This window comes from Epilithonimonas hungarica, assembly GCF_900102265.1.
Classification (GTDB): Bacteria; Bacteroidota; Bacteroidia; order Flavobacteriales; family Weeksellaceae; genus Epilithonimonas; species Epilithonimonas hungarica.
Map to the genome: position 1 here is coordinate 40,715 of NZ_FNBH01000006.1, position 25,344 is coordinate 66,058.

Annotated in this window: 22 protein-coding genes; all 22 read right to left on the reverse strand. The window is 32.6% G+C overall.

Annotation, left to right across the window (positions count from 1 at the left end; genetic code table 11):
• The 22 genes from BLT30_RS17860 to tssD (BLT30_RS17955) all read right to left on the reverse strand — a co-directional run bounded on the left by BLT30_RS17860 (position 1) and on the right by tssD (BLT30_RS17955) (position 23,471).
• A complete protein-coding gene (locus tag BLT30_RS17860; RefSeq protein WP_139166714.1) occupies positions 1 to 504 on the reverse strand; it encodes a hypothetical protein in 504 nt (167 codons plus the stop codon).
• A gap of 310 nt (positions 505 to 814) precedes the next feature.
• On the reverse strand, positions 815 to 2,116 hold the full coding sequence (locus tag BLT30_RS17865; RefSeq protein ID WP_089875195.1) for a hypothetical protein: 1,302 nt from the start codon (positions 2,114 to 2,116) through the stop codon (positions 815 to 817).
• Positions 2,117 to 2,127: 11 nt separating this feature from the next.
• Positions 2,128 to 3,591 carry a CHAP domain-containing protein gene (locus BLT30_RS17870; protein WP_089875197.1) on the reverse strand — a complete coding sequence of 488 codons (1,464 nt, stop codon included), beginning with the start codon at positions 3,589 to 3,591 and terminating at the stop codon, positions 2,128 to 2,130.
• Between the two features lie 65 nt (positions 3,592 to 3,656).
• Positions 3,657 to 4,685 (reverse strand): hypothetical protein, encoded by a 1,029-nt coding sequence (locus tag BLT30_RS17875; RefSeq protein ID WP_139166715.1) that lies wholly within the window; start codon positions 4,683 to 4,685, stop codon positions 3,657 to 3,659.
• Positions 4,686 to 4,800: 115 nt separating this feature from the next.
• Complete coding sequence (locus BLT30_RS17880; RefSeq protein WP_089875200.1) at positions 4,801 to 9,132, reverse strand: PAAR-like protein; 4,332 nt, start codon at positions 9,130 to 9,132, stop codon at positions 4,801 to 4,803.
• Positions 9,133 to 9,259: 127 nt separating this feature from the next.
• The gene (locus tag BLT30_RS17885; protein WP_089875202.1) at positions 9,260 to 9,649 is read right to left on the reverse strand and encodes an MFS transporter; all 390 of its coding nucleotides are present in this window, start codon (positions 9,647 to 9,649) and stop codon (positions 9,260 to 9,262) included.
• Positions 9,646 to 9,807, reverse strand: a complete 162-nt coding sequence (locus tag BLT30_RS18250; protein ID WP_175487231.1) for a hypothetical protein — start codon at positions 9,805 to 9,807, stop codon at positions 9,646 to 9,648. The genes BLT30_RS17885 and BLT30_RS18250 overlap by 4 nt, the downstream gene beginning before the upstream one ends.
• A 493-nt stretch (positions 9,808 to 10,300) precedes the next feature.
• Positions 10,301 to 10,465, reverse strand: a complete 165-nt coding sequence (locus BLT30_RS18255) for a hypothetical protein (RefSeq protein WP_175487232.1) — start codon at positions 10,463 to 10,465, stop codon at positions 10,301 to 10,303.
• 15 nt (positions 10,466 to 10,480) lie between these two features.
• Positions 10,481 to 10,960 (reverse strand): hypothetical protein, encoded by a 480-nt coding sequence (locus BLT30_RS17895; RefSeq protein WP_139166717.1) that lies wholly within the window; start codon positions 10,958 to 10,960, stop codon positions 10,481 to 10,483.
• A gap of 71 nt (positions 10,961 to 11,031) precedes the next feature.
• The gene (locus BLT30_RS18125; RefSeq protein WP_139166719.1) at positions 11,032 to 11,226 is read right to left on the reverse strand and encodes a hypothetical protein; all 195 of its coding nucleotides are present in this window, start codon (positions 11,224 to 11,226) and stop codon (positions 11,032 to 11,034) included.
• Positions 11,216 to 12,388 (reverse strand): DUF3289 family protein, encoded by a 1,173-nt coding sequence (locus BLT30_RS17900; protein ID WP_089875208.1) that lies wholly within the window; start codon positions 12,386 to 12,388, stop codon positions 11,216 to 11,218. Before BLT30_RS17900 ends, BLT30_RS18125 begins: the two co-directional genes overlap by 11 nt.
• Position 12,389: 1 nt before the next feature.
• The gene (locus BLT30_RS17905) at positions 12,390 to 14,264 is read right to left on the reverse strand and encodes a type VI secretion system Vgr family protein (protein WP_089875209.1); all 1,875 of its coding nucleotides are present in this window, start codon (positions 14,262 to 14,264) and stop codon (positions 12,390 to 12,392) included.
• Positions 14,265 to 14,371: 107 nt separating this feature from the next.
• Positions 14,372 to 15,250, reverse strand: coding sequence for a hypothetical protein (locus tag BLT30_RS17910; RefSeq protein WP_089875211.1), 879 nt, complete (start codon positions 15,248 to 15,250; stop codon positions 14,372 to 14,374).
• Positions 15,251 to 15,255: 5 nt separating this feature from the next.
• The gene (locus BLT30_RS18455) at positions 15,256 to 16,476 is read right to left on the reverse strand and encodes a DUF4280 domain-containing protein (RefSeq protein WP_089875213.1); all 1,221 of its coding nucleotides are present in this window, start codon (positions 16,474 to 16,476) and stop codon (positions 15,256 to 15,258) included.
• Positions 16,477 to 16,491: 15 nt separating this feature from the next.
• On the reverse strand, positions 16,492 to 17,172 hold the full coding sequence (locus BLT30_RS17920) for a hypothetical protein (RefSeq protein WP_089875214.1): 681 nt from the start codon (positions 17,170 to 17,172) through the stop codon (positions 16,492 to 16,494).
• A gap of 2 nt (positions 17,173 to 17,174) precedes the next feature.
• The gene (locus BLT30_RS17925; protein WP_139166721.1) at positions 17,175 to 17,663 is read right to left on the reverse strand and encodes a hypothetical protein; all 489 of its coding nucleotides are present in this window, start codon (positions 17,661 to 17,663) and stop codon (positions 17,175 to 17,177) included.
• Between the two features lie 89 nt (positions 17,664 to 17,752).
• Positions 17,753 to 18,289 carry a hypothetical protein gene (locus BLT30_RS17930; protein WP_089875217.1) on the reverse strand — a complete coding sequence of 179 codons (537 nt, stop codon included), beginning with the start codon at positions 18,287 to 18,289 and terminating at the stop codon, positions 17,753 to 17,755.
• Between the two features lie 12 nt (positions 18,290 to 18,301).
• Positions 18,302 to 19,498 (reverse strand): DUF11 domain-containing protein, encoded by a 1,197-nt coding sequence (locus BLT30_RS17935; RefSeq protein ID WP_089875219.1) that lies wholly within the window; start codon positions 19,496 to 19,498, stop codon positions 18,302 to 18,304.
• A gap of 5 nt (positions 19,499 to 19,503) precedes the next feature.
• The gene (locus BLT30_RS17940) at positions 19,504 to 21,867 is read right to left on the reverse strand and encodes a type VI secretion system Vgr family protein (protein ID WP_089875221.1); all 2,364 of its coding nucleotides are present in this window, start codon (positions 21,865 to 21,867) and stop codon (positions 19,504 to 19,506) included.
• A 121-nt stretch (positions 21,868 to 21,988) separates the two neighbouring features.
• Positions 21,989 to 22,378 (reverse strand): type VI secretion system tube protein TssD, encoded by a 390-nt coding sequence (gene tssD, locus BLT30_RS17945; protein ID WP_089875222.1) that lies wholly within the window; start codon positions 22,376 to 22,378, stop codon positions 21,989 to 21,991.
• Positions 22,379 to 22,525: 147 nt separating this feature from the next.
• Positions 22,526 to 22,921, reverse strand: a complete 396-nt coding sequence (gene tssD, locus BLT30_RS17950; RefSeq protein WP_089875224.1) for a type VI secretion system tube protein TssD — start codon at positions 22,919 to 22,921, stop codon at positions 22,526 to 22,528.
• 163 nt (positions 22,922 to 23,084) lie between these two features.
• Positions 23,085 to 23,471, reverse strand: coding sequence for a type VI secretion system tube protein TssD (gene tssD / locus BLT30_RS17955; RefSeq protein WP_089875225.1), 387 nt, complete (start codon positions 23,469 to 23,471; stop codon positions 23,085 to 23,087).
• Positions 23,472 to 25,344: the final 1,873 nt, after the last annotated feature.

Genomic DNA, 25,344 nt, shown 5'->3' on the forward strand with positions numbered 1-25,344 from the left:
TTAAAATGTAATTAATCTACCTGTTGAGTTATTTATATTTCTTCTTATTTGGGTAACGGTATAGTCGTGACCACTTTTCCTTGTCCTATCAGTAAATAATTTATCTTTCATTAAAGTAAATTTATAATCTTCTGACGCTCCTTTTCTAGTTCCTACATCCCAAAATCTATACTTCACCTCTCCATTTTCACACAACTTGCCAACTATTATTACGTAATGATCGGTGGTGTTAGTTTGTTCGTTGTATCCGAAATTTAATGCATGATTTACACCTACTAAAACTGGATGTCCCGCTTCTAATGATTTGTCTATATATTTTACTCCGTTTTCAAAATTTGTCTGATTCAAGACCAATTGTGTATGCGAACTATTCTCAATAGCTGTTTGGTAATATGAAGTATTATCTGCACCTGTCGGGTTTTCAGCATGAACAGACAGAGGTTCCATGATTATTCTACATCTTATATTACAATCTGTAGCTCCTCTTTGAGGCGAAAAAGTCATTTTTGACCTCAAATCTATCTCCGGTTTTCCGTCGCATCCCAAAGAAACATTATTGATAATTCCGTTGCAAACATTCTTATCATATTTAAATACTTCTTTAAGTTTATTATAAAAGCTTCTACTGGTGTCAATAGCTTACTAGGTCGGCCGGAAGAGTATCGTTGATGGTTACCTGTATTTTTTCTGCTTTCCAGATTTTTTTATTGAATCTGCGGAATCTTTCAGCTGTCGTGAAACCTGAGCAATGTAATAATCAAAATTCTTTGGTGGGGTCTGAAAAAGAAATTTAGTACAAGAAGAAATCTCATTTTTACTTTTTAGGATGTTGGTTTCGCCATTCATTATAATCTATTGGTTCATTGTCCCTTCCCCATACTTGATTGTAGTCAACTATATATTCGTCATAATCTGCATTATCCCACCATTCTTTAAATTTTGGTAAATTAAAATAATTGTTCTTTTTTAAAATTTCTATATCTTCATCATTAAGAAAAAACCGTAACCTCCCCATCATTTTACTATTACTATTGAAATTTTTATTATATTTATATTGTTCGGCAAAGTAAGTAAGATTTGCCATTATTTTGACTTTATCAGCTTCTGAAATATTTTCAGTTTTTATATCTTCAAGATTCCCTAAATATTCTAAGTATGCCTGAATATTGTCTAAAATAAAACGATTCTCAGAATTGTCATTTGGCTGATATAATGTTTGCAATACCTTAAATGTATTTGCATGAAGTTTTAAAGTTCCATCGCATTGTTTTATCCAAAACAATTTGCCATAATCTTGCGGATTATTTTTGTCAAATTTTGTTCTTTCTATTATCCATTTGAGTAAATCTGAATCTTCTGTATATCCAAAAGTTTTTACCAAACTTTCCATAAAATATTGGTCATTTAGGATAAGCCATTTGTACTGTGCTTTATTATCATTGAAAAGATACATATTGCGAGCAACAATGCTTCGGATGTTCTTTTTTCTTTTATCTGAAAGATTATATTCAGGTTCATTGTTATTCTCTAAATCTTTCCATAATTCAATTGAATAGTCATTATTATCCTTATCTACGTACTTTATAGGAGTATTTTCTTCAACTTTTGCAATTTCTGGAAACTCTTTTTGATAATTTATAATCTCAGGAACATAATAAAAATCAGTTATGAAGTTCTCATTTTTAATTATATAAGTCCCTAAATAGTCAATCCCATTATTTGGACTATAATTAAATTCTTTATCACATTTATTAAAATAATTGATATACAAATATTTATTTTCAGAATTGGGATTGATTATTCTACCAAAAATAATTTGAATTTTTTTATTAAACTCATTATTGATTAATACTTTATATCCGTTAGATTTTAAAATACTTTTTACAATTTGTATAGTAACATCTAATTCTCCTTTTTCAAAAGGTTTTTTAATTATTTCTACTCCTGCCTCATTAAAATATTGATTTGCACCATTTCTTAATTGCTTTTCTAATACTATATTAATCATACTATTAATTGAGTCTTGTTTTTTTTGTTCTGTAATTTCATTATGTTTTACTTCTTGACAACTAAGTTGTAAGGTTAAAAACAAAAACAAGTTAAAATGTTTAATCATAATTCGATTTATTATCTTGATGAGAAAGCAGAGTTTTCTGCATCAACATCATATTTGGGTAATTTTTTTTCATCCTCAGAAGGAGTATATTTTTTTGGCTTCATAATAAAAAATATGTCATTACTATTTTTAGATATGGATCCGAAACAAATTTTTTGATGACCAGATTTTTTACTTCCTTGATTACCACCTAAATAAACATACTTTTTCCCGTCATTATTTTCACCTACAATAATCGCAACATGTGAAAAAGTGAATACAATGATTGCTCCTACAAAAGGTTCCGATTTTTCACCATTTGTCCAACCATCCTTCCCCGTGTCCCCTCCAACCTTGGAATTATTTGCTTCTCCCCAGTCAAAAGCTCCCACATTTCCTTTAACATTGGTGTCTTTAAAGTTTTTTGTATGCTGAAAACACCAATAAATAAAAGTGGCGCACCAAGGCTCGGAATGAACTGCAGGAGAGTATTTTGATAAGTTAAAGTATTCTGTAATCCTCTCACTTAAGGGGGTTTCTTTTTCAACATATCCCTTATAAGTATTATATTCCTGCCATGCAACTTCTAGCCATTCTGCATTGCCTCCTGCCAGTTGTGGCACCATAATTTCTTCCCCCTTACAAGCATTTTTATCATATTTAAACCATGTTTTAAGTTTAGAAAGACCTGTTTTTCTTGCATCCCAACCATTTGGATCTACTTCTAATTTATGAGATAAAGTATATCCATTTAATATTTTACAGATCAAATAATAATAACGTTCTTCGTCATCCTCCATTAATAAGGAAGCTTCATTTAAAGTTTTACCTAAAGCTTTGCTAAAATATTCTCTTTTAAATTTCATAGCATCTTTCTCAGCTTGAGAATAATTTCCTCTAGGATTTTCTTTCCATGTTGGTATTTTTTTATAAATCGACCAAAACCACCCTCCACTATCTACAGCCAAATGAAGTTTGGTTGCTACTAATTCGGGATAAGTTTCAATATCTTCGGGTACTTTTTCATTATATGCTTTATAGGCGACAGGAGCACTTCCATCTCCTGTGAGTTGCTGTATTCCTCTGCCTTTATATTTGTAGCCACTAGAAGCATGATCGCTTTTTTCTTCTCCTGCAGTTCTAAAAAAACTTGTTTCAGAATATACATTTGCAAAAAAAGCTATTTTTTGAATACATTTATTAATAGAATATGTGCTAAACATTTTATTTAATTCTATCGTTAAATCAGCAAAACTTTCACGATCCATGTGGGTTGATTCCCAAATTTCTTCTTTTCCTCTCATATGATTAACCAAACTTCTAATATCCGTTTCAAGAAACGGTCTATCACACCAGCAAGTTTTCTCCTTTTTCGCCTCCGCCATTTCCACCACCACAGGAACTACATCATTATCAATAACTTCCGGGGTTGTTAATTGTGATACTTTCAAACATCCTTGCTGATAGAAAATAAATTGTTTTCTCAGTTCCAACATTTCTGCCTGTGTGAAAGGGGTTCCGTCTTGTTTATAGGCTAGTATCCTATGTGTTTTTGCTTGATTTAATCTGGAGCTCCCACACTATCAAACATATCAGCATAGTCAACCATTGCTTTTAAGTTGGGTAGATTATAATAATTGTTTTTCTGATATTCTTGTTTTACTTTTTCCCATTCTTCTTTATCAAGATAATCTCGATAATCTGCCAATATGGTCATTTCTCCCCAATTTTGTCCATCATGATGATATTGCTTGAATAATGAATCATATATATTTGCCAAATAAGCCAATATTTTCATTTTTTCTTTTTCTTTAAAAATATCTTTTCTTTGATTATCAATAAGTCTCGAACTATAGTATTTTAAAGGGAGAATTTTTTGAATTTCTTTATTTTCATTAAACAAATCAGAAAATGTTGACAGCAAATTATTACATATAAATAAATTCTCTTTCTTGTTTTTATTAAATATTACATCGCCAATTTTATACTTATCGCCCATCTCCATATTTGAATAAAAAATGTTAAGAGATTTTTTATTAGATTTTACAATGTCATCAAACCTAAATAGAACCAGTATATCATACATAAATTCTGATTCATTATTTACCAAATATGATACTCCTGATTTATCATTATTAAATAAATATTTATTAAATAATGATATTTTAAGATTTTGTTTTATTTTTTGCGATTTTGAGTCATAAATATTCTCTAATAAAAGCATTGGTGTTACGAATTTTCTTTTCTTATCTATAAAAAGGTTCGTCAAACATAAATCATATAAATTTTCGTCTAAACTTCCCTTATACTGAACAAAATCATTTCGATTAATTATAAATATATCATCAGATGTTTCATCAATATTTATATGAAATTTTCTTTCAATAACCTCTTTAAATTTTGCATAATCTGGCTTCATATAACCATTGGATTGCAACATTTCTTCAATTAAAGGAAGTAATATATCCAAATCTTTTTTACTAAAAACATATTCATCAGATTCCGAAATATCACCACAAGTATAGCTTCTTTGTAACTTAATTTGATTTTCAATCTCTTTCATGTTTTTATCTTTATTATCATTTTTCATAGTTGTGGTATTATCTTGTATTATACTATGATTCTCTTTGTTTTGTGAACAACTAACGCAATAGATTAGTGTAAATAATAGAAGAAAAAATTTATTGGTATTCGTATTCATCTGTTTATCTTTTTATTATATCAATTTTATATGCTGAACTACTCGTCCATTTCATTAATTTATCTACTTTTGAATAATGAAGCATGGGAGTATAAAATCTACAACTAGTTAAGCTATCTGTACCACCACTTTTATTTTTCTTTGTGAGAGCATGTGAGAGTAGATGACTTGAAAGTCTTTTCCACTTTAGCTTAGTAACACCTCGCATTCTTATAGACTTATCCAATCCAATAGGTTTTTCAGTTGAAGATATAGCCTCTATTGTTGAAACCACGTCGTTTTCTTCATCGTAATCTATAATAACTCCAGTGTGTCCCATTCCGCCACTTAAATTCTTCCATATAAAAATATCTCCTATTTGCGGCTTGTAACTTAGATTATCATGTTTTACTAAATAGCTTGCACTATCTTGAGCATAATCGTAAAGCACAGCAGTTCCTGCTGCCCATCCTTTTGAACACCATTCTATTTTTGCTAAATATCTACATATAAGTTCAGAACAATCCATTGTATTTTCACCATTAGCCAACGTTCTGTTTTGATCATTTTCATAAGGAACTTTATATACCACACCATTAGCTACATCATCTTGAGAAATGGCTTTTGTTAAAAGCCATTCAATGCCCTCCTTAATTTTCAAATCAGAATTTTCTAAACTTAAAGAAGTTACCGTATCGTTTTTTCCACATTCATCAACCTTGAAAATTTTCTTGGTACCGATTTCATAAGTATATTCTTTGTTTTTATAAGTATATTTCCCTCCTTGGTATGAGCCTCTCCTCTTATCTCTTGATTTAGTCTTTGAATTTATATTATCAACTAAATCATTTATTACTTTTAATTCATCTGTTCCTGCAGTAACAATTTCATTTAAGTTTTTGTCTATCCAAAAACCTATTCCGGATAAAACTGCATATTTTTCTTCTGCCAATTTTTCAGGGTGCTCTTCCAAATAATTTCCATCCAATGCTACAAATTTTTCTTTTGGTAATCCTAACTCTTCTCTATGCTTATTATAAAATTTTTGAAACCCTTCATAGTTATTTCTACCTGTTATCATGATAAAGCCTCTTCCTCTGAAAACATAACCATCCTCAGTCCCCACTCTATTTCCATTTTTATTACCATAAGCATTGATCCCAATGGCTCTATCATTATGTGCATCTCGTCTGCATCTTTCTACATTTCCACTATAATATGATAAATCACTATTTAAAAGAGTTTCATATTTATAGTTTAAACTTTCAGTTAATGTCACTAAATCTGTTTCCGTTCTTACTTGAGCAAAAAAATGGGCTTTGCGCTTACATGTATTTATTTGAAACTTCTCAAAATACTCGTTAATATATGGTAAACATTTTTCCATAAGTGATTTACTACCATTAAAAAAAACTTGCTGTAGCTCTGGTAGAGTTATTTTAGTTCTACATCTTTGGCATTCTCCTCCTTCTGTTTTCGCCTCCGCCATTTCCACCACCACAGGAACTACATCATTTTCTATGGCTTCCGGGGTTGTTAATTGTGATACTTTCAAACATCCTTGCTGATAGAAAATAAATTGTTTTCTCAGTTCCAACATTTCTGCCTGTGTGAAAGGGGTTCCGTCTTGTTTGTAAGCTTTTATACCCAACTTTTCCATATCTTCTGTTCTTACTAGATCGGCCGGAAGAGTATCATTAATAGTAACCTGTATTTTATCTGCTTTCCATATCTTTTTGTTAGGATCAGCAGGATCTTTCAGTTGTCGGGAAACCTGGGCAATGTAATAATCAAAATTCTTTGGTGGCGTCTTCCATTCTTCTTTTGCAGTGAAGGAAACTTCCAACAAACCATCTTTGCCTACTTTTTCTTCGTTGTAGCTCTGTTTGCTTTCGTGGGTGTAAATGATGTGATTCACTTCATTCATCCCTTCTTTAGGAACTTCTTTAAAAACATCTACTTTCAATGTTTCCTCCTGCATATTTACAGTATGCACCCAAAGTTTGTGGGTTTTCCCGTAGAATGTTTGTGTACGCTGAATGTCTTTTCCGTCTTCCGTAGAAAAAATGATGGAAACTATTTTCTGTTCTGTAGTAAGAGTAAGTTCTTCATTAGGTTCTAAAACTTCCAATAGAGTGGTACCACGCTGTATTGTAACCGATTTTGTTCCTTCAATGGAAAGATTGGAAGGAAAAATAATATCTCCTGTAGAGGCAATCTGCGGTTCTATGGTAAAAACCAACCTGTATTGCGGATTGGGATTATCTGCGGTTTTGGGGATGGCTTTTTCTATTTTTTCTTTATAGGTTGCATTTGTGGTAATTTGGAAGGATGCTTTACCCTCACTGTTCAGCGTTACCGGTTTTTCTTCCAGCATATATTTTGCAGGTTCTTGATAAAAACCATCTTCTTGTCCTTTTACCCAAATTTTCACTTTCAGGGCTTGGTTTTGCAGTCCGTCAATCTCTAAAAATCCGTAGGTCTCTTCTTCATAGCCGGTTTCGGTTCTTTTTATTCCTGTTCCATAAGCCCAAAGCGCTCGTTTTAGCTTTGGATGAGCCACTTTTATTTTAGTTTCCGTTACTTTTGGATCAGTATGTTGTCCTTCCATGTGAGCAGAAATGGTAAATTCTCCCAATTCGGTAAAAGTAAGTGTACCATCTCCGTTATTGGTAACTCCTTGCGGTACTTCTACTCTTATGGTTTCTCCGCTTACTAGTGGAGATATTCTTGCGGTGGCTGTATATTTTACTTTTGTTCCCTGCGGTACTGTAGTTGCAGGAATTGCAAGTTGATCTATGGAATTCCTGATAACCTCAAAATTGAAGCAGTCTCCTCCGCTGAATTGCGGTTCTTTTCCTGCTCCTAAAGGATTTGCATAGGCTTCTATGGAATATTTCCCAAAATAGTTACCGTTTATAAGACCTGCATCACGGAAAAGAAATTCATCTATTCGTTTATTTATTTTTAAGGCTTTGAATGAAGCTGAATTTTCAAGAGCCCGTAATCTACCGGTTCCTTCTTTTTTCAGATACCAGTTCACAGTTTTAAAAGCACCATCGGGGATGTATATTGCATTAAAACCTTTTACCCAAACAGAAAAATTGTCATTATATCTTAGTAAGGAACTCCCATGATCTATGGTTTCTATCCCTAAAGTACTTTTAATTTCTATTGTTGCCGTTTCCGGCTTGGTTTCATTAGGGTTAGTAAACGCTTCTATGATATATTTCCCTTTGTTTTTAAAGGTTACTAAGATTCCCGAGGGGGATGATATTACAGACACTATGTTGGGAGAAGTAGTTCCTGCAAAAGTATTGTGCAAAATATTATTTCCTTCTTTTATTCTCCAATAGGCAGAAGGAATAACTGAAGTTTGTATTGATTTATTTAAAATTCTGCCTTGCTCTAATGGAGATCCAACCTTACGTTCAAGAGATACCGGAACGGGAATATTGATAATAGAAGAGGCAGGAATGGTTATTTTTTTTACAAAGTCTTTTACAACTTCTATATCAAGGGTGCATTTGGCATCTCCGGGTTTTCCTCCGTAAGCTTCAATCTTGTATTTTCCTTCTTCCAAATTTTGAAAAACTTTATCCAAATCCTGATTAAATGTAGCTCCTAATCCAATAAAAGTTTTCACTTTATCTTTTACGCCTTCTCCTTTAAAAAGTGTCCAAATAATTTTTGTAACCTCTCCTTTGAAATTTGCTTTTAATGTAAGTTTCGGAGTAAGGATATTAAAATTTGAAAACGGACTCCATGAATTATTTGCCTGCTGAATATAATAGTACGTATCTTTTAGTTCTGTAATAGGAATCGGGGAAATCATTGAAATAGAACTTACGGATACTTTGGTTTTATCAGCAAGATCTTTAGTTTCCCATTGTGGAGAAGCATTGGCTACGGAAAATTCATCCGCTTCTTTTACATCGATTTGAGATGCGTTGTTGGATTGTCCTGTCGTTGCAAACTGAATAGTACCCGGAACTCCATATCCTGGGCAAGTGCCGGTCGATACATCCAAAAGTACCTTCATACTCTTATTGAATTCTACATTTTCATAATAGTCTTTGTATTTTATACTGCATTTCGCTTTACAAGGAGAATATCCCGTAGATGTATTTTTAGGATCTTGACACATTACAAAACCTTGACCATTATTAAAATTTTCAGCTTTGTCATCTAAATAGGTAGCGATAGGTTTTTCCTGAGCAAAATATTTATTTTTACCTAATTTTTTTTTCTGGCTTGTGACTTTTATAGGTACTGCGGTTCCTTTATTTTTAATTACCTGTGCACTAGAACAAAACGCTTTTGCACCTTCTACGATGATATATCCTTTTTTTGCCATTTTCTTTGTGTTTTTTTATGTTTATAGCCCTCTTACTACTGTCAAAATCCTCTAATAAGTAGCATAAAAATTTTAAAATAATATTTCATTATTAAGGTCTAGATCCTATTAGTCTATTGTCAATCTTTCATTTTATAAATCTCATAATAGCCAAATATAATGCGCAAATGCATAGCGAACATGTAAAAGAAGATTTTAATAAAACTGCTTTAATAATTTCACCTTCCGTAAAAGTAGACCAGCAAGCATGTCTATTTGTAAATTCATTTTTATTAATAAAAATCCAAAATATAAACACCATTAATAGAATCAAATAAATGATACATTTTTTATTTACTAAGCTCAAACAAAAAACCAAAATAAACTGAATCGGCATAAAGAATAAAAATCCCTCCAGCAAAGAACTTTTTCCGTCTATACAAGATGTTCCATCAGGCAAAAAAACAGCCATTTGTAAACCTCCGATTATTACAGATATTAAGCTTATTATTAGTGCTTTTTTTATTTTGCTCATCATTTAATTGGTATATATTTATCATATGTAGAAGGTACTCCAACTGGCCAAGTTCCTGCTTTTACACCATTTAATGCTCCAGTTGAATTCCATAATGCATGATCCCCATCTTGCCAAAATTTAGCACCAATTTGTTTACTGTTTTTTATTTCTAAAAACAATTAGAATAGAAAACACTAATAAAAGTGATACAGTAAGAGAATAAAAAATAATTTGGTGGAAAGGGCTCTTTAAATTTGGAAATATAATTTTTAAATTGAGAAATACTTTTTTCTTCTTCAAAGGCAATTGAGATATAAATCAGTTTATTTGAAATATTGTAAATCTTTAACCTAGAGAAAGTAATATTTTCATTTTTAAAAAAAATGCTAATCGTATCAGGATTAATATCTTTTACAAGGTAATATAATTCGCTTGACAAATAAAAATGACACCAAAATTTTTTAGTAAATAAATTAAACATAATTTCTTCTAATTTTCATCAATATGATCCGCTACCCAATCTGCTCCAAAATAGCCAGCTGTTCCAAATATTAGTGCTCCTACAGCACCTGTAATCAGCGCATCAGGACCTGTTTCTATTCCAACTGCCGCACCGCCAATAGGAAATCCAAATAGATGTTATCCGTAGGATATGAACTGTCATAAGTTCTGTCAAAGACCCATATTAGAGATTTTTCTTTTATGCTGACAAATACTGAAAACAAAACTTGTAATTAGTTCTTTTTTCTCTTGAAAGTTAACACTTACGTTTTGCTTTACCTTGTAAAGCATAGCGGTTTCTGTATATTTTTGACTTGGTTTTATTTGAGTATCCATTTAAAAAAATTAATTTTAATTTTTACAATTGTTTACGATAACTTCTTCCGGCAAGTCATAAAAGTAAATTTTCTCAATTGTTCCTTTGTTACACTTTTGAACATAGTAGTTAGCGATATAATCTTCTTTATAATGTGAAATTTCTTCACTTGAAAACCCTCCGGTATCTTCCTTGTTTTTCATAAAGTAAGAAGTGTTATTTGTTTTTTTGTAAAAAACAAAGTCAACAGAAGTAATATTTTTTTGCATTAATATCTTCTCATGCTTCAACCTACTTTTCACATAATTTACTATGTCATACTTCAACGAATCTTTCACAGAATTGGGATTATTAATTAAAATGTAATACGAAGTCTTTACAGAGTCCTTATAGTAATCATTTGTAAAAGTTAATTTATCTAAAGAGATAAATTCAACCCTCTTATCATCACAACCCATGATAATAAAACACAAAATGAAAATTGCGAGAATTTTTATAAATTTTAAATGCTTCATTATTTATTTTTTATAAAGTGTTTGAATAGGTAGTTATACCTATTTTTCTTTAGAGAATCAATTTGAAAAAATTAAATTTCTCCAGGTCTTTTTCTTCCCATATTTCGTAACCTATCTTCTCTTTCTTTTTCAAGCCTTCTACTATTTTCCCTTTGTGTTTTTCCAATAGAAATATTTTCTTTGAATGTTTTTTCGAACTCAACTTTTGTTACAAATGGTTTAAAGCCTCTAATGTGTTGTAAAATAAACCAATATCTAAATCCCATTAGATAGTAATAATTTTTTTTCTATATCGGGCATATCAAGTCCAAAATGATCATAGAGAGCAATCTTATATGTTGCCTCATAATTGCCATTATCAAATTTGTTGAATTTTATTAGCTTTATTTCATATGCCCACGTATCATTCATACATATTGTAAGTCCTCCATAAAAGGTATCTTTCAATGTTGAAAACTGTGGATGTCCCCAACTTCTTTTCCCAAATTTTCCACTTTCATTATCTGTAAAATGAATTTGTGCATCTTCAATATTAGTTGTTCCCTTATACTTATTTAATCTCTCTGCAATTTCGTCTTCAATACTTAAACAAAATCTCGTTGTTGATGGGTGATTTTGAACATATTTAGTAAGTATTGAATTGGTATATTCTCCTCCTTCGCTTCGTTTGAATTTTTCAATCATGTCCAACGCCACAGTCTCTAATTCTCCAACTGAAAATAGATCCTTTACCATTCTTTTAAAGCCTATCCATAGTTCATCATTTGTCTTATCTCTAATTTCTCCTTTAATCCATATACCTTTACTTTCAATATCTTTTATTGTATAACGGGCAGGATATTGATTCGATACACCAACTCCATAACATAAATCATCAGCCATGTTTTTCCCTTGTCTATCTAATCCTTTGATTTTAAATCTATCTATATATACAGGTAATGGATTATTTATTTTAACTTCAACACTTACCTTGTCTGTTGGACTTTTAAAATATGCATATACACGCATATTATAGCAAGGAATCTTTACCTGTATAGTTTGAGTATTTCCATTTAACAAAGAATAATCAACAATCCAAGGAATTGGGATTCCATTTATTTTATATAACCATGCAAGTTTTCTATATTCACTCTTCGAAGCAGATCTATTAAAAGTTGCTTTAAACCAGTATTTCAATCCCTCTTTAGTTTCTTCCAATTTTTTACCATTATCATCCAATGGGCCTTCTACTTTAATAACCAATAAAGTTTGATCCTTTTTTGTCTGATACTCATCAAATTTCTTTCCTCCATTTTTCCCATGAAAAGTAGTTTCTGTAGGGGATTTAAATTCCAAACTTCCTTTAGAAGCGTCTTTGGTTATAGATTCCGCTTCTTTGTAAGATTTCCCAAATACATTGCGTATAATATTTCCACCTTCTCCAGCCATATTATTGCATTTTCACTTGTTTTCCACTATTGACGTTTACTTCTTTGGCACTTTCTACATTAATGGCTTCTTTCGTGCTTATGTAAGCCCCAGATTGCATGTTTTCAGTAATTTTTTTAGCCATAGAGCTTCTTCCCACTTCAGCCGTTTCTATAATATTACTCGCTGTAAGATTATAATCGTCATTAGCTGTTTCTGTAATATCTTCTCCAGCTAAAATATTTACATTCTTTTGAGCTGAAGCTATAATATTATTTCCTGCATTGATCAGTACATTCTCTCCCGCCGTAAAACTCATATTCTTCGGTGCATTCACATTAATATTTCCCTGTCCGTCCATCAGATAAGTATTCCCGCTCGGATCTTCTATAAAAACAGAACCTTCAGCGTCGTTTAAGATAATCTTGGTTCCTGATCTTGTGTGAATCACCTTCTTGTCGTTTCCACTGGTGTGGTAAGAACTTGTCTCGCTTCCATTATAATGCGTCCCCATCACAAAAGGCTTTTCTGCATTTCCTGCTTCAAAGCCAACCAAAACTTCCTCACCAATCTCAGGGATAAAATGAAAACCCTTTCCTGCTCCAGAGTGGGGCTGAATTAATCTTATCCAAGGCGTTGTCTGGTTCTTATCTTCCTGCCACGGAAACTGTACTCGGATTCTTCCCATTCCCATAGGATCGTTGTTATCCATCACTCTTGCAGGTTGCTCTTCACCTTTTGGTACGGCTTCGGTGTCGATAAATGGTACTGCATTGAACAAATCCGGGATTCCGACAAACTCGTTGTAATAATCACCAGGTTCGTAAACATGCTTGATTTCTATGATCCTATAGGTTTCCATCGCTTTGCCGTTGATATCCGAAAGTTGGGCTCTGCCACCGATCTTAAGTTCCGGAGTTTTGCTTCTGCCTTTTACCTGCATCAGGTTTTCACGCCTTTCTTTTTCTAATCGCACGGCTTCTTCCAACTGACCTTCCGAACTGTCGTGGATTCCTGTATGGTTGAAATGCATTTTTGGCTTCTTCTTAAAAATATTTTTAGAGGCATTGGTTGCAATCACCTGAAATGGGCTTTCCTTGAATTCGCTTCTTTCACCATTACTGTTCTTTTCTATTTTAGCTCCGCTTTGCGTGTCATAACTTATGAATGTAAAATCCTGAGCCTGCATCCGCATCTCAAACTCAACATCTATTAAATCTACATTCTCACCCAATTTCAAAATAGGCTGTACGGTATTTCCGAAGATTAGTTTTTCGCCGTTATAATAGAAATATTCTCCGTGACGGATGGCGAGCCTCTTAATAAATTCGTAATCGGATTCTTTGTACTGAACCGTGTAAGGAAAGGCTTTTTTATTATATTCATTAAGATGATCGGAGGAAACTTCTACTTTAGCTTCCTGCGGATATTCTTCGGTAACCTGTTTGATGATCTGCTCCAGCGTTTTGTCTTCAAAACTCTGGCAGTCTTTTCCGCTTTCCAGCAAAATACTTGGTGCATAACCTGTAATATGAAGATCCCCATAACCTCCGCCTTCGTCTTTTTTGTTTCTGATCTTGCCGATAATGCCTCTAAAATAATGCTGAGTTGTACCAAAACGCCAATAGGTAATTCCTATTTCTTTTCCGAGCAAATTTTTGGAATTCTCCATCACATAGCCTTGAAAAGTGTCTAAGGCATCATCCGGAACGACAATCGTAAAGCTGTCGTGATCGTTGGTTTTCTGGCTCAGTTCTACCGTGTAGCTGTTTTTACGGATAAACTCTTTTCCGTCTAAGGTCAGAAGACAATACACCAAAGGGTTTGTTTTGTCGTGAAGCCAGTCTTCAAATCTGCGGGAAGTGCCAAATATGGCCGAGAAATCTTGGTTTTCCATAAGAGGTAATTTTTTAGGAGCTATTCCTGCTATCCGCTCATACTCCTCGTGCCAAAGCCAAAAGTCCAATGCTTACTGTGGGGTAACCGCTTCTATCCGGGTTAGAATTATTCCGCTACAAAATTTTGTAAGGAAAACCTCTTCAATTGTGAAATTTCTTCTTTAACCTTCCCAAATTGGAAATGACTCAGAATTGCATTGTAAGTATTTTTATCAGTATCAAAAGCTATCACATTATTATCCTCAAATCGACTTTCTACATTACTATATATTTTGTATTTGTATTCTCTTCCTTTTTGGGATAATAATTTTTTTTCATAACCTATTTCTTCATCATTCGATTTTTTTATTAAATACATTAATACACCATTTTTATTATACTTGTAGTTTACATTCCAGATATCTTGGGTATCAGATTGTGTTCTTGTTGTATATATTTTTGCACTTAAAATTTTTAATTTACTATTCTTATATTTATTATTTGAAGTAATTTTTAATAAATCTTTAAATTGATACGGATAGTCTCCTAAATCGTCATCTAGAAGGTCGATTAAATCTAAAATATTTTTATTAATTAAAATGGTGCTTTTTAATTGATTATAATATAAAGAATTTAAAAAATAAATATCCTTATTGATAGTTATTGATTTGGAATTATCGAAAAATGAAATATGTAATGTATCTGAAGTCCCATTTTCATTTATTAATAAAAGTAAATTATTTTCATTTTGTTCTTTCTTTAATACAAAAATCGTGGGTGAAATTTTATCTATTGGTTCATAAGATATATCATAATACGATATAGAGTCTTTTTTTGAACTGATGTCATAAACATAAGTGAAAGTTTTTTTTGTTCTATCACTTTTTACTAATTTATCATTTTCATAAGTCTTTAAAGTAACATATTCTTCCTTTATTATTGTTTTGTGATTTTGAGCAAAACAGTAGCTATAAGAAAAAATAAAAAAAATGTATAAGGCTTTCATATTTTCTATTTAATTTCTTTCCAAAATATTGAATATCCTGCAACTTGTGTTGCAATTATACCAGTTGCTTGTTTTGTCTTATTCTTATAATAAAAATCTCCTGTAGTCCAATATTCTTTTCTGCTAAAATCATCCGCAGGTATTGTATATATTGCTCTCATTCCTCGTGATGTTTTTTTATGTATATGACTGCCTTTGTCTGTTTTAGGATTATGTGATGAACCGTAAGGAGTGCCATTAGGATATTTTTGTTTTATTTTAGCAACAAATTTATCATACAAGCCTTTTTTAATTTTTACAAAATCATATTCATCAAATTTATTATGTCCCGTTTTTGAGCTACTGTCTGCCTTAAGTTCTGTATCTATTCCCCAAGCTAAAAAATCTACTCCGTCCCAAAATCTTGCACCGTCTGTTGGGTCAATTTTTGAAGTATCAATATCTCTTAACAAGGCATCAATAACTCCCTTTCGTGAGTACTTACTTAATGTATCATCTTTGGTATCAGATAATGCAGTTTTTTTATCATTAATATCAACAGAAGAATATCCCGTCATTAACCTTCCAAGCATTGTTGTTCCTTTATCCTTTCCTTCATTATAATTAGCATGAGCTATAAATATATATTCATTTTCTTCATTTGATAATCCTTCGTGCTTAACAATATTACAAACTCTGCCAAAATCACTATAATTAATTTTCAATTTTTTAGCATTCACAAAAGTGTCCTTTTCTTTGCCTTTTCCATCACAAGCATAAACATCGGATTCGTTACCGTTTTTCTGTCCTGCAACTTTTCCCTCAAAACTTCCATCGTAGTTGTAGTAATATCCATTAATTTTATCTTCTGGCTCTTCATTAGGAGAATAAGCTATTGGCTGATAAATACTACTACCTCCTTCTTCTGAGAAATTTTGTGCAGATTTTATTATAGATATTTTACCACCAACAGAACATTGGCAGGTTGAATCATCTAACAATTCCTTTTTGCCATCTATCTCAAAAACAGAGGTGTTTTGCCATTTTATTGGAGCGGGAGAACAGGAAGACCTCGTAATACTGCAAACGCCAAAAGGCTTGATGTTTACATTTGGCTTTTTGTCTTCTTCTGTTGCCTGTAATTTACCTTCTATCTGCATAAAGGTTTGGCTTGTTACTGCAATAGGAGTTGTTGCTGTTCCTTTGTCGCATTTTAGTTGGGTGGTATCTGTGATATGTTTTGGCATTTTTTATTATATTAATTATCCAAATAAGTTATCCCAAAAGCCTTTTTTATTTCTTTTCTCATTGTATATTTTATATTGTTCTTCTTCAAAGATTTTCCATTCTTCATAGGTGTAAGATTTCCCTTCAAAGGTTTTGTAAATTTCTTTTTCGTATAGTAAGGTATTGTATCTGCTGTTTGAAATTTTTTCTTTGGTTGATTCTGTTTTATTGTCAGAATACTTATTTTTGTTATAATCATCTTCATTGCTGAAAAAATTCCTGTACCATTTTTCGTTTTCAAAACGAATTTTTTTGACCAAATCATGATTAATGAGTTCGCCATCTTTGTAAATTCCTTCCATCGTTTCATATTTAATGATATAAACATTATATGCTTTATTGTTGGTGTCCTTTATTGTTAACAAATAAATATCTTCATCAAAAGTATGAGAATAGGCTGTAAAAATATAAGGCCTTGATTTTATATTCTCAATGCTGACTGTTTTTACTTGCTCCAAAGTTTCTTTTGAAAGCAGCTCATAGCTTTTCTGAACAAAATCATATAAATTTTCTTTTACCCATTGTAATTCCTTATATTCAAAAACCATTGGTTTTGGATTAATTAAACGATTCTCATCAATAAACTTATAATCATCTTCAACAATTTTACTTGTGACATTATAGTATCCCCGAAAAGTATTCATAAAATATTCCATAATTATTTCTTTTTACTTAATAAATTAATTGGTAGTAGGTTTAATAAAAGTACATTGATAAAAGATAGACACATAAAAATAAGCCAATAAAAAGTATCAGATATTTCTTCTTCGGGCGGTTCATATCCATTTTCTGTCCATTGTTTTACAGAAATGAAATATATTTTTTCGTCTAAATATTCTAAATTATTAGAGGCTTGTATATAAATAGCAAAAAGTATTGTACAAAATAAAATGATATTTAATAATCGAAATACAAACCCACGAGATTTTATAAAAGAAAAAAGGGTGAAGAATAGAAATAGCAATGCAAAATAAAAAATCAGTTTTATAAATTCAAGTATCGGTTTAGTATCTTCATAATATGCATTTATTTTGCTTTGTTTTATTTGAGATATTCCCCAAACAATTAAAATGAAAGAAGAAATAATTCCCATTATTAAAGCCCATATGACTGGATTTTTTTCTGCAAAAAATTTTATTTTATTCATCACCTTATTTTTTTTGATAGGTTTTCATATCATTGGGAACTTCAACAGGAGTATCACCGCCTCTTACGGATAACATATTTATAATAATTTTAATTTCTAAATAATTGAGATTTGTTTAATTCATAATCACCTTTATTGTAATTATCATTCCATTTATATAAAAACACTGCATAAGTATTATAATAATGAAAATCAATAGTGCTACCTTTTGACTTAATAGCAGACATAGTTTCAAAAAAAATGTAATATTCATTTTTTGAATTAAAGTGAAATTTTTTGACGGTTGCTTTTAAAAAACTAATTTTATTTGTCTTGAGAAGACTAAAAACTTTTGAAAACTCTCTTTTATTACAAAATAAATTATCTCCAAGATTTTTTTCTTTAATTCGTCGAGTAGTATTTGTATCAAAGTATTGATTATCCAATAAATATCCATCTTCTCTTATTAATAGATGATTTCCCATAAATTCTCTTTCCATATCATCATTAGATGCGCTTAAAATATTGTGTAATTCTTTTATGCTTCTTTCGAGTAAAATATCATCCCAAGTAATTTCTTGTGCTTTTACAGTGAAAATTGAGAGATTCAGTAATAATAAAACTGATAATAAAAATATTTTCTTCATTATATTATCTTTTTATCTTCTAAAATTTACAAAATATTGATGTGGTAGTGTAGCTAATACACCAGCATCATTATAAATATATACTTTTTGTGGGGACTTTCTTGCAAAAACATACCTTATAGTATTATCAGCAAAAAAAACATCCCCCATTTTATGACCGTGACCATCATCAAAAACATTAGAAGGAGCGTGACCATATTGTTTAGTTTCCTCTCCGCCTCCAAATCCTGGGACACTGGTAGATGCACTTGTACCTGTATTCTTTTTTTCTTCTCCTAATGAACCACTTGGATGAGAATGAAAAATAGAATCTCCAACATTGTGAGTTATTGAAACAGAAGCGTATGTAGCTTTGGAAAGGTCTATAAGTGCACCTTCACTAATATTATACACCTCTCCATCCTTATTAATAGCTCCTCCATACTCTTTATTATTATCGGGTTTTACATCAAAAGTACCGCCAGAGCCATCATCTCTTATCACAACATTTACCATTGCTTGCCTTGTGGATTCTTTCGGTGTAATTTCTACAGTATTTCTGTAAGCTAAACAATCTGCAGTAAACATTTCTGGTCTTTGTAGGTTTGTTGTAATAAAGGTTTCCGTATCTCTCACATCTCTTCCTGAAAGATTAGCTCCTTTAGCTCCGGAATCAAAAGTTTTGTCTTTGGTTTTCATTACAAAAACTCTGTTTCCTGTTTTCTCCATATCATTTGTTGGGAATCTATCATACGTATCTGTTGAATGTATTTGTACTTCATTGACATAGTTTCCGCTGTTCAGTACAGTTGCTCTCATAACAAGTGTTGCTGTTTGGTTAACCTCTAAATCTCCAACTGTCCATTGTTCATCAGCCCAAGTTCCTACAGAAGGCGTAGCACTGATAAAAGCATATCCATCAGGCAAAGCATTGGTTACATATGCACCAATTGCCTTATTGGGTCCATTATTTTTTGCGGTAATTGTAAATGTAATGACATCATTTTCGTTTGCTTGCCCTCTATCAAATGCCAAATCTACTTCTAAGTCTGCGAGTGTTATATCTCTTTCCTTTCTTTCTTTTTTTTGTGTCCGTATTCCTTTATTAGGAACTCTGCCAATTTCTCTACCATCTTCATTTACAAATATATCCATACTAATGTCTATTGCTAAAAGAGCATCTTTATACTCAACACCATCAATTTCTACAAAAAAAGTTCTTCCATCCATTTTTTCTATTTTTTCTTATGTTTTTGATATTCTTCCCAAGCTTTTTGCTCGTACTCTTTCCACTCATTAAAAGTGAGCCCCTTACCATTAACCGTTTTATAAATCTGATTGGCTTTTTTTTCTTCTTCTTGTTTTATTTGTTCTGCTTTTTTGGCTTCTTCTTTTGGAGATTCTTTAAGCTCTTTTTCCAAAATAGCAAAACCTTTTGCATCAATTTTACCAGAATAAGTAACAGTAGTTTTTCCTTCTTCAACCTCTTTTCCATTTACTTCCTTGACGTTGATAGACAAAGTTTCTCCCTCTTCATAATTACGTGTATGAACCATAATACTTACTTTCTCCCCAACATACCCTTTTTCGATTTGGTTTTCAGCATCCTTACACATCCATTTTACGCTTAAAATCTTCTTTTCCTTCCCATACTTGAACTCTCCATTCTCAGGAAGCTTATTCATACTCGGAGCTTTGTATTCAATCTTGTCTTTCGCAGTTATTAAAGAATTTGCACCATAAATGTGCATTTGTTCCTTTGCGCCAAATTCGGTTTTGCCATCAGTAAAGCCAATCAAATTTTTCTTACCATACAAATCCAAATCTTTCCTTGCAGATATTTCGGTATTGTCACCACTTGCAATAATAGTTTTCTTACCACTATCTTGGCTTATTTCTTCTTTGGCTACCGTTTTTATGTTTTTACCAATTGTATTTTCCTGATTATGTCCTACATTGGTTTTCATATTTTTTTCTACTTTGATATTAAGATTTTTGCAAATAATATCAATGGTTTCGGGAGCGGTAATCGTAATGCTTTTCTTTACGGTGTCAAGATAAATGGTGTTTCCGGAAATATCCAAAATGGTAATGCTCATTTTATCTTCACTGTCATCCATAATAATAGTGTGACCACTTCTGGTTTTAGTAACCTTCAAATTATTCCCTTCAGTATGAAAACTAGAGGTTTCCCCACCATTATAATGCGTCCCCATCACAAAAGGCTTTTCTGCATTTCCTGCTTCAAAGCCAACCAAAACTTCCTCACCAATCTCAGGAATAAAATGAAAACCCTTTCCTGCTCCAGAGTGGGGCTGAATTAATCTTATCCAAGGCGTTGTCTGGTTCTTATCTTCCTGCCACGGAAACTGTACTCGGATTCTTCCCATTCCCATAGGATCGTTGTTATCCATCACTCTTGCAGGTTGCTCTTCACCTTTTGGTACGGCTTCGGTGTCGATAAATGGTACTGCATTGAACAAATCCGGGATTCCGACAAACTCGTTGTAATAATCACCAGGTTCGTAAACATGCTTGATTTCTATGATCCTATAGGTTTCCATCGCTTTGCCGTTGATATCCGAAAGTTGGGCTCTGCCACCGATCTTAAGTTCCGGAGTTTTGCTTCTGCCTTTTACCTGCATCAGGTTTTCACGCCTTTCTTTTTCTAATCGCACGGCTTCTTCCAACTGACCTTCCGAACTGTCGTGGATTCCTGTATGGTTGAAATGCATTTTTGGCTTCTTCTTAAAAATATTTTTAGAGGCATTGGTTGCAATCACCTGAAATGGGCTTTCCTTGAATTCGCTTCTTTCACCATTACTGTTCTTTTCTATTTTAGCTCCGCTTTGCGTGTCATAACTTATGAATGTAAAATCCTGAGCCTGCATCCGCATCTCAAACTCAACATCTATTAAATCTACATTCTCACCCAATTTCAAAATAGGCTGTACGGTATTTCCGAAGATTAGTTTTTCGCCGTTATAATAGAAATATTCTCCGTGACGGATGGCGAGCCTCTTAATAAATTCGTAATCGGATTCTTTGTACTGAACCGTGTAAGGAAAGGCTTTTTTATTATATTCATTAAGATGATCGGAGGAAACTTCTACTTTAGCTTCCTGCGGATATTCTTCGGTAACCTGTTTGATGATCTGCTCCAGCGTTTTGTCTTCAAAACTCTGGCAGTCTTTTCCGCTTTCCAGCAAAATACTTGGTGCATAACCTGTAATATGAAGATCCCCATAACCTCCGCCTTCGTCTTTTTTGTTTCTGATCTTGCCGATAATGCCTCTGAAATAATGCTGAGTTGTACCAAAACGCCAATAGGTAATTCCTATTTCTTTTCCGAGCAAATTTTTGGAATTCTCCATCACATAGCCTTGAAAAGTGTCTAAGGCATCATCCGGAACGACAATCGTAAAGCTGTCGTGGTCATTGGTTTTCTGGCTCAGTTCTACCGTGTAGCTGTTTTTACGGATAAACTCTTTTCCGTCTAAGGTCAGAAGACAGTACACCAAAGGGTTTGTTTTGTCGTGAAGCCAGTCTTCAAATCTGCGGGAAGTGCCAAATATGGCCGAGAAATCTTGGTTTTCCATACTATATTTATTATTGATGGGTGATTAATGAATGATGAAATAAAAAAGGAGTGATTAATGATAGTTTTTTACTGATTATTCAGATGAAAACCAACTCTCAATTACGACTTATCCAGCATCATTATTCCAGCCACTGTTTTTCGTGAGTTGCTCCGTTGATGTTGAATTTCTTGGCAATCAGACGCATCTCTATTTGCAAAGGCTGGCTGTCAAGACCATTGAAGCATTCTGTAAACTCGATGCAGTATGCTTTTTCAAAATTCAGTTCCTGAAGTTTGCTCATTGCATCTCTTCGATAAAAAATAATTTTTCCGTTCTTCATCTGGTTATGATCCAACATCCATCCTAAAAGTTCGGGATTGCCCGTACTTTCAATTTTAATGATGATGTCTCCACCTTTTGGCATTCCTTTCGGTTTTCCGGTTCCATCAACGGGTTGAATGAAATTATATTTACACTCTAAAATATTATAGGTGTTGCCGTCTAATTCTAGTTTTGATAAAAAGGACATACTTTTAATTATAAATGATTAATTGTAAATGATAAGCGATAAAATTACCTGAAGGTTATACAATTTATGCTACACTGTACTACTCCGATTTTATACTTAAAAATGCCAAAAAACGGGCAATACAATATTGCCCGTCCATATTTTAATCTATAAGGAACCCGGCCATTCGTTTTCGTAGGCGCCTGTTCCCATTTCGATTTTTCTTGCAGAGATCGTGAAGGTTTCAGTCAAAGGATTTTCTCCCGTAGAATCAAAGTTTTCTTTGTGTTTTACCAGATAGCCTTCCGTAAATTTCAGTTCTTTTAATGTAGCGTCGCTGTCTCTTTTATAAAAAACAACGCTTCCGTCCTTTCTTTCGAATGAATTGGTCATCCACTCGAAAAGCTCTGTTGAGTTTGTACCTTCTACAACGACATCTATCTTGCCGCCTCTGGTTACCGTTGACGGTCTTCCCGTTGCATCTGTTTCCTGAAATAATCCGTAGCTTACGTTAAGTGCAGTGAATTCTTTTCCGGCTACCTTAAATTTTGCTTTAAATGACATAATTTTTTAATTATAATGCGTTAATAATTGATTTTTTACTTTTCATCAGGCTTTTAGATCGTCTTAAAATTTCCGAATAAGGATATAGTTTCCCGACCCTCCAAAAAAGAGAGGTTTTAAATGAAGACAAGCTGATAAAAATATTTGTTTTTTCAGTGTAGGATTACACCCACTCGTTTTTGTGGGAAGCGTTGCCCATCTCGATTTCCTTTGCAGAAAGTACGAAAGACTCTGTTAACGGATTTTCACCTGTCGAATCAAAATCTTCAGTATATTTCACAATGTAAGCTTCTTTGAATTTCAGCTCTTTCAGGGTAGCATCACTGTCTCTTTTGACAAACGTAACTGTCCCGTCCTTTCTTTCAAATGAATTCGTCATCCACTCAAAAAGATCGGTAGCTCCCGTTCCTTCAACCGTTAAGTGGATTTTCCCGCCTCTTGCGATGGAAGAAGGCCTTCCTGTCGGGTCTGTCTGCTGTAACATTCCGAAATCTACAGACAGGATGTTGCGCTCGATACCAGCGGCTTTGAATTTTGCTTTAAATGACATAATAAAATATATTTAGGTTAAATATGTAATAACACCAACGATGGAAATATATATCTTAGAAATGTGCTGAAAATATATTTTAACACAACCAACTAACGGCATATATTTTTATCAAATCTATAAATATTTTTTAATCCTGCAAGCAATTCAAAGCACTGTTTCTCAATATAATCGATAGACAATCAATATGTTACAAAATTGCAATTGTAAAAAATCAAACAAAAATTACTATCAGATTTATATATAACTATATATCATAATATTTATCACATTAATAAAATACTATAATCAAATTATTTATAAATTAAAAATACCGTAAATTATTTGCCGTTGTAGATAAATATCTACAAAATTTCTTCAAAATACGACCATTTTCCACCTTAAAATCTACCTTATTTTATACAATTCATCTTTAAACATTCATCTTTAAACATTGATTTTAAATGACAAAATTTATAAGATTCCACATGCTACTTTACTTTTTTACATAAAAACTCCGATTGGAATGCCAATCGGAGTCGCTTTTTAATCCTTCTTACACAAAGCATTAAGATAGTACGCAACCAATGACCAATAGATGCCTTCGTCACGGTTGTGATTTTTAATTATTTTGTACAATGCTTTTTCAAATCTGTTCTTGTCATAAAGTTCTTTACTTGATTTCTGTGGAGTTGCTAACTTTGTTAGGACACGATTCTTATACTCTTTAACTTTAAGAGTATGAAAAAGCTCAGAAAAATTACAGTCTAGAAATCGAAGATTCGACGAGGTCAATTTAAGATCCAAGCAGTATCTTTAAGTGGACAACGGGGCAATGTATCCTTAATGTCCCAAGAATTTGTAAAGAAAGTCTAGTCAATTGGCGAAAACTTCATAAAGAAGGTAAGCTTACAAAGGAAAACAAATTTCCTCTGATCCTAAGCGAAGAACTGCTGAGACTTCGAAAGGAACTTGAAGAAACAAAGCTAGAATGTGACATCTTAAAAAATGCGGTAGGCATCTTCTTGGGGAGAGACGGGTAAGATATAAATTTATCAAAGAACACGCTGGAGTGTTTCCTGGCGGGAAGATGTGTGAGGTGTCAAAGGTAAGCAGGAGCAGTTTCTATCATTGGAAACCTACTAAACGATCAGAAAGAAGAGCCATTTTATCTGCGGAGATCTTCAGTATCTATCATTGGAGCCGTAGCAGATATGGAAGCCCCCGATTGTAAGGGAACTGGAATCAAAAGGAATAAGAGCTTCTCGCCCTTTTGTTGCCAAACTGATGAGAGTGCGTGACCTGAGAAGTATTGTAAAGAAAAAATTTAAGAAGACTACCAATTGGCTATGCCGAACCACTTCGTTAGGTTTCTTCTCATCGATACACTGTTGTAGAGAATTATTTAAATCAAAACTTTCAGGTTAAAAGCAGCAAAGAGGTTTGGGTCTCTGACATTACGTATATCCGCAGGTCAGGGTTGGTTGTATCTCACGACGATCATTGATTTATATGACAGAAAAGTTATAGGCTGGCCGTTAAGTGAGACGATGAAAAGCCCAGGATACAAGTATTGCTGCCTTGGAAATGACACGGCTTCATCCTTCTTTACAGGATCATGATAGTTTAATTTTTCATTGACTTCGTCGAATCTTCGATTTCGGCTTTAGGAAATTTAACCATAAAAGAGTATCAAAATTTAATGTCTAATCCATCTAAAAATGTAGCATAAAGAGTATGTAAATTTTGTCTCAAAAATAGTTAAAAGTTCAATTGTTGATGAATAGGGTGTTTAGTATATGTACGTCTTCAAACCAACTTAGACATTTTAGTTTAAATCCTTAAGGAGGATTTTCGGTTTATAAACTTACTAATTTTTGTTGGTTATACATTT

What these genes read in the sequence shown, in the direction of transcription:
- BLT30_RS17860 (WP_139166714.1), bottom strand. Translation starts at nt 504, where the DNA reads ATGACTTTTTCGCCTCAAAGAGGAGCTACAGATTGTAATATAAGATGT.
- BLT30_RS17865 (WP_089875195.1), bottom strand. Translation starts at nt 2,116, where the DNA reads ATGATTAAACATTTTAACTTGTTTTTGTTTTTAACCTTACAACTTAGT.
- BLT30_RS17870 (WP_089875197.1), bottom strand. Translation starts at nt 3,591, where the DNA reads ATGTTGGAACTGAGAAAACAATTTATTTTCTATCAGCAAGGATGTTTG.
- BLT30_RS17875 (WP_139166715.1), bottom strand. Translation starts at nt 4,685, where the DNA reads ATGAAAAATGATAATAAAGATAAAAACATGAAAGAGATTGAAAATCAA.
- BLT30_RS17880 (WP_089875200.1), bottom strand. Translation starts at nt 9,132, where the DNA reads ATGGCAAAAAAAGGATATATCATCGTAGAAGGTGCAAAAGCGTTTTGT.
- BLT30_RS17885 (WP_089875202.1), bottom strand. Translation starts at nt 9,649, where the DNA reads ATGATGAGCAAAATAAAAAAAGCACTAATAATAAGCTTAATATCTGTA.
- BLT30_RS18255 (WP_175487232.1), bottom strand. Translation starts at nt 10,465, where the DNA reads ATGGATACTCAAATAAAACCAAGTCAAAAATATACAGAAACCGCTATG.
- BLT30_RS17895 (WP_139166717.1), bottom strand. Translation starts at nt 10,960, where the DNA reads ATGAAGCATTTAAAATTTATAAAAATTCTCGCAATTTTCATTTTGTGT.
- BLT30_RS18125 (WP_139166719.1), bottom strand. Translation starts at nt 11,226, where the DNA reads ATGGGATTTAGATATTGGTTTATTTTACAACACATTAGAGGCTTTAAA.
- BLT30_RS17900 (WP_089875208.1), bottom strand. Translation starts at nt 12,388, where the DNA reads ATGGCTGGAGAAGGTGGAAATATTATACGCAATGTATTTGGGAAATCT.
- BLT30_RS17905 (WP_089875209.1), bottom strand. Translation starts at nt 14,264, where the DNA reads ATGGAAAACCAAGATTTCTCGGCCATATTTGGCACTTCCCGCAGATTT.
- BLT30_RS17910 (WP_089875211.1), bottom strand. Translation starts at nt 15,250, where the DNA reads ATGAAAGCCTTATACATTTTTTTTATTTTTTCTTATAGCTACTGTTTT.
- BLT30_RS18455 (WP_089875213.1), bottom strand. Translation starts at nt 16,476, where the DNA reads ATGCCAAAACATATCACAGATACCACCCAACTAAAATGCGACAAAGGA.
- BLT30_RS17920 (WP_089875214.1), bottom strand. Translation starts at nt 17,172, where the DNA reads ATGGAATATTTTATGAATACTTTTCGGGGATACTATAATGTCACAAGT.
- BLT30_RS17925 (WP_139166721.1), bottom strand. Translation starts at nt 17,663, where the DNA reads ATGAATAAAATAAAATTTTTTGCAGAAAAAAATCCAGTCATATGGGCT.
- BLT30_RS17930 (WP_089875217.1), bottom strand. Translation starts at nt 18,289, where the DNA reads ATGAAGAAAATATTTTTATTATCAGTTTTATTATTACTGAATCTCTCA.
- BLT30_RS17935 (WP_089875219.1), bottom strand. Translation starts at nt 19,498, where the DNA reads ATGGATGGAAGAACTTTTTTTGTAGAAATTGATGGTGTTGAGTATAAA.
- BLT30_RS17940 (WP_089875221.1), bottom strand. Translation starts at nt 21,867, where the DNA reads ATGGAAAACCAAGATTTCTCGGCCATATTTGGCACTTCCCGCAGATTT.
- tssD (WP_089875222.1), bottom strand. Translation starts at nt 22,378, where the DNA reads ATGTCCTTTTTATCAAAACTAGAATTAGACGGCAACACCTATAATATT.
- tssD (WP_089875224.1), bottom strand. Translation starts at nt 22,921, where the DNA reads ATGTCATTTAAAGCAAAATTTAAGGTAGCCGGAAAAGAATTCACTGCA.
- tssD (WP_089875225.1), bottom strand. Translation starts at nt 23,471, where the DNA reads ATGTCATTTAAAGCAAAATTCAAAGCCGCTGGTATCGAGCGCAACATC.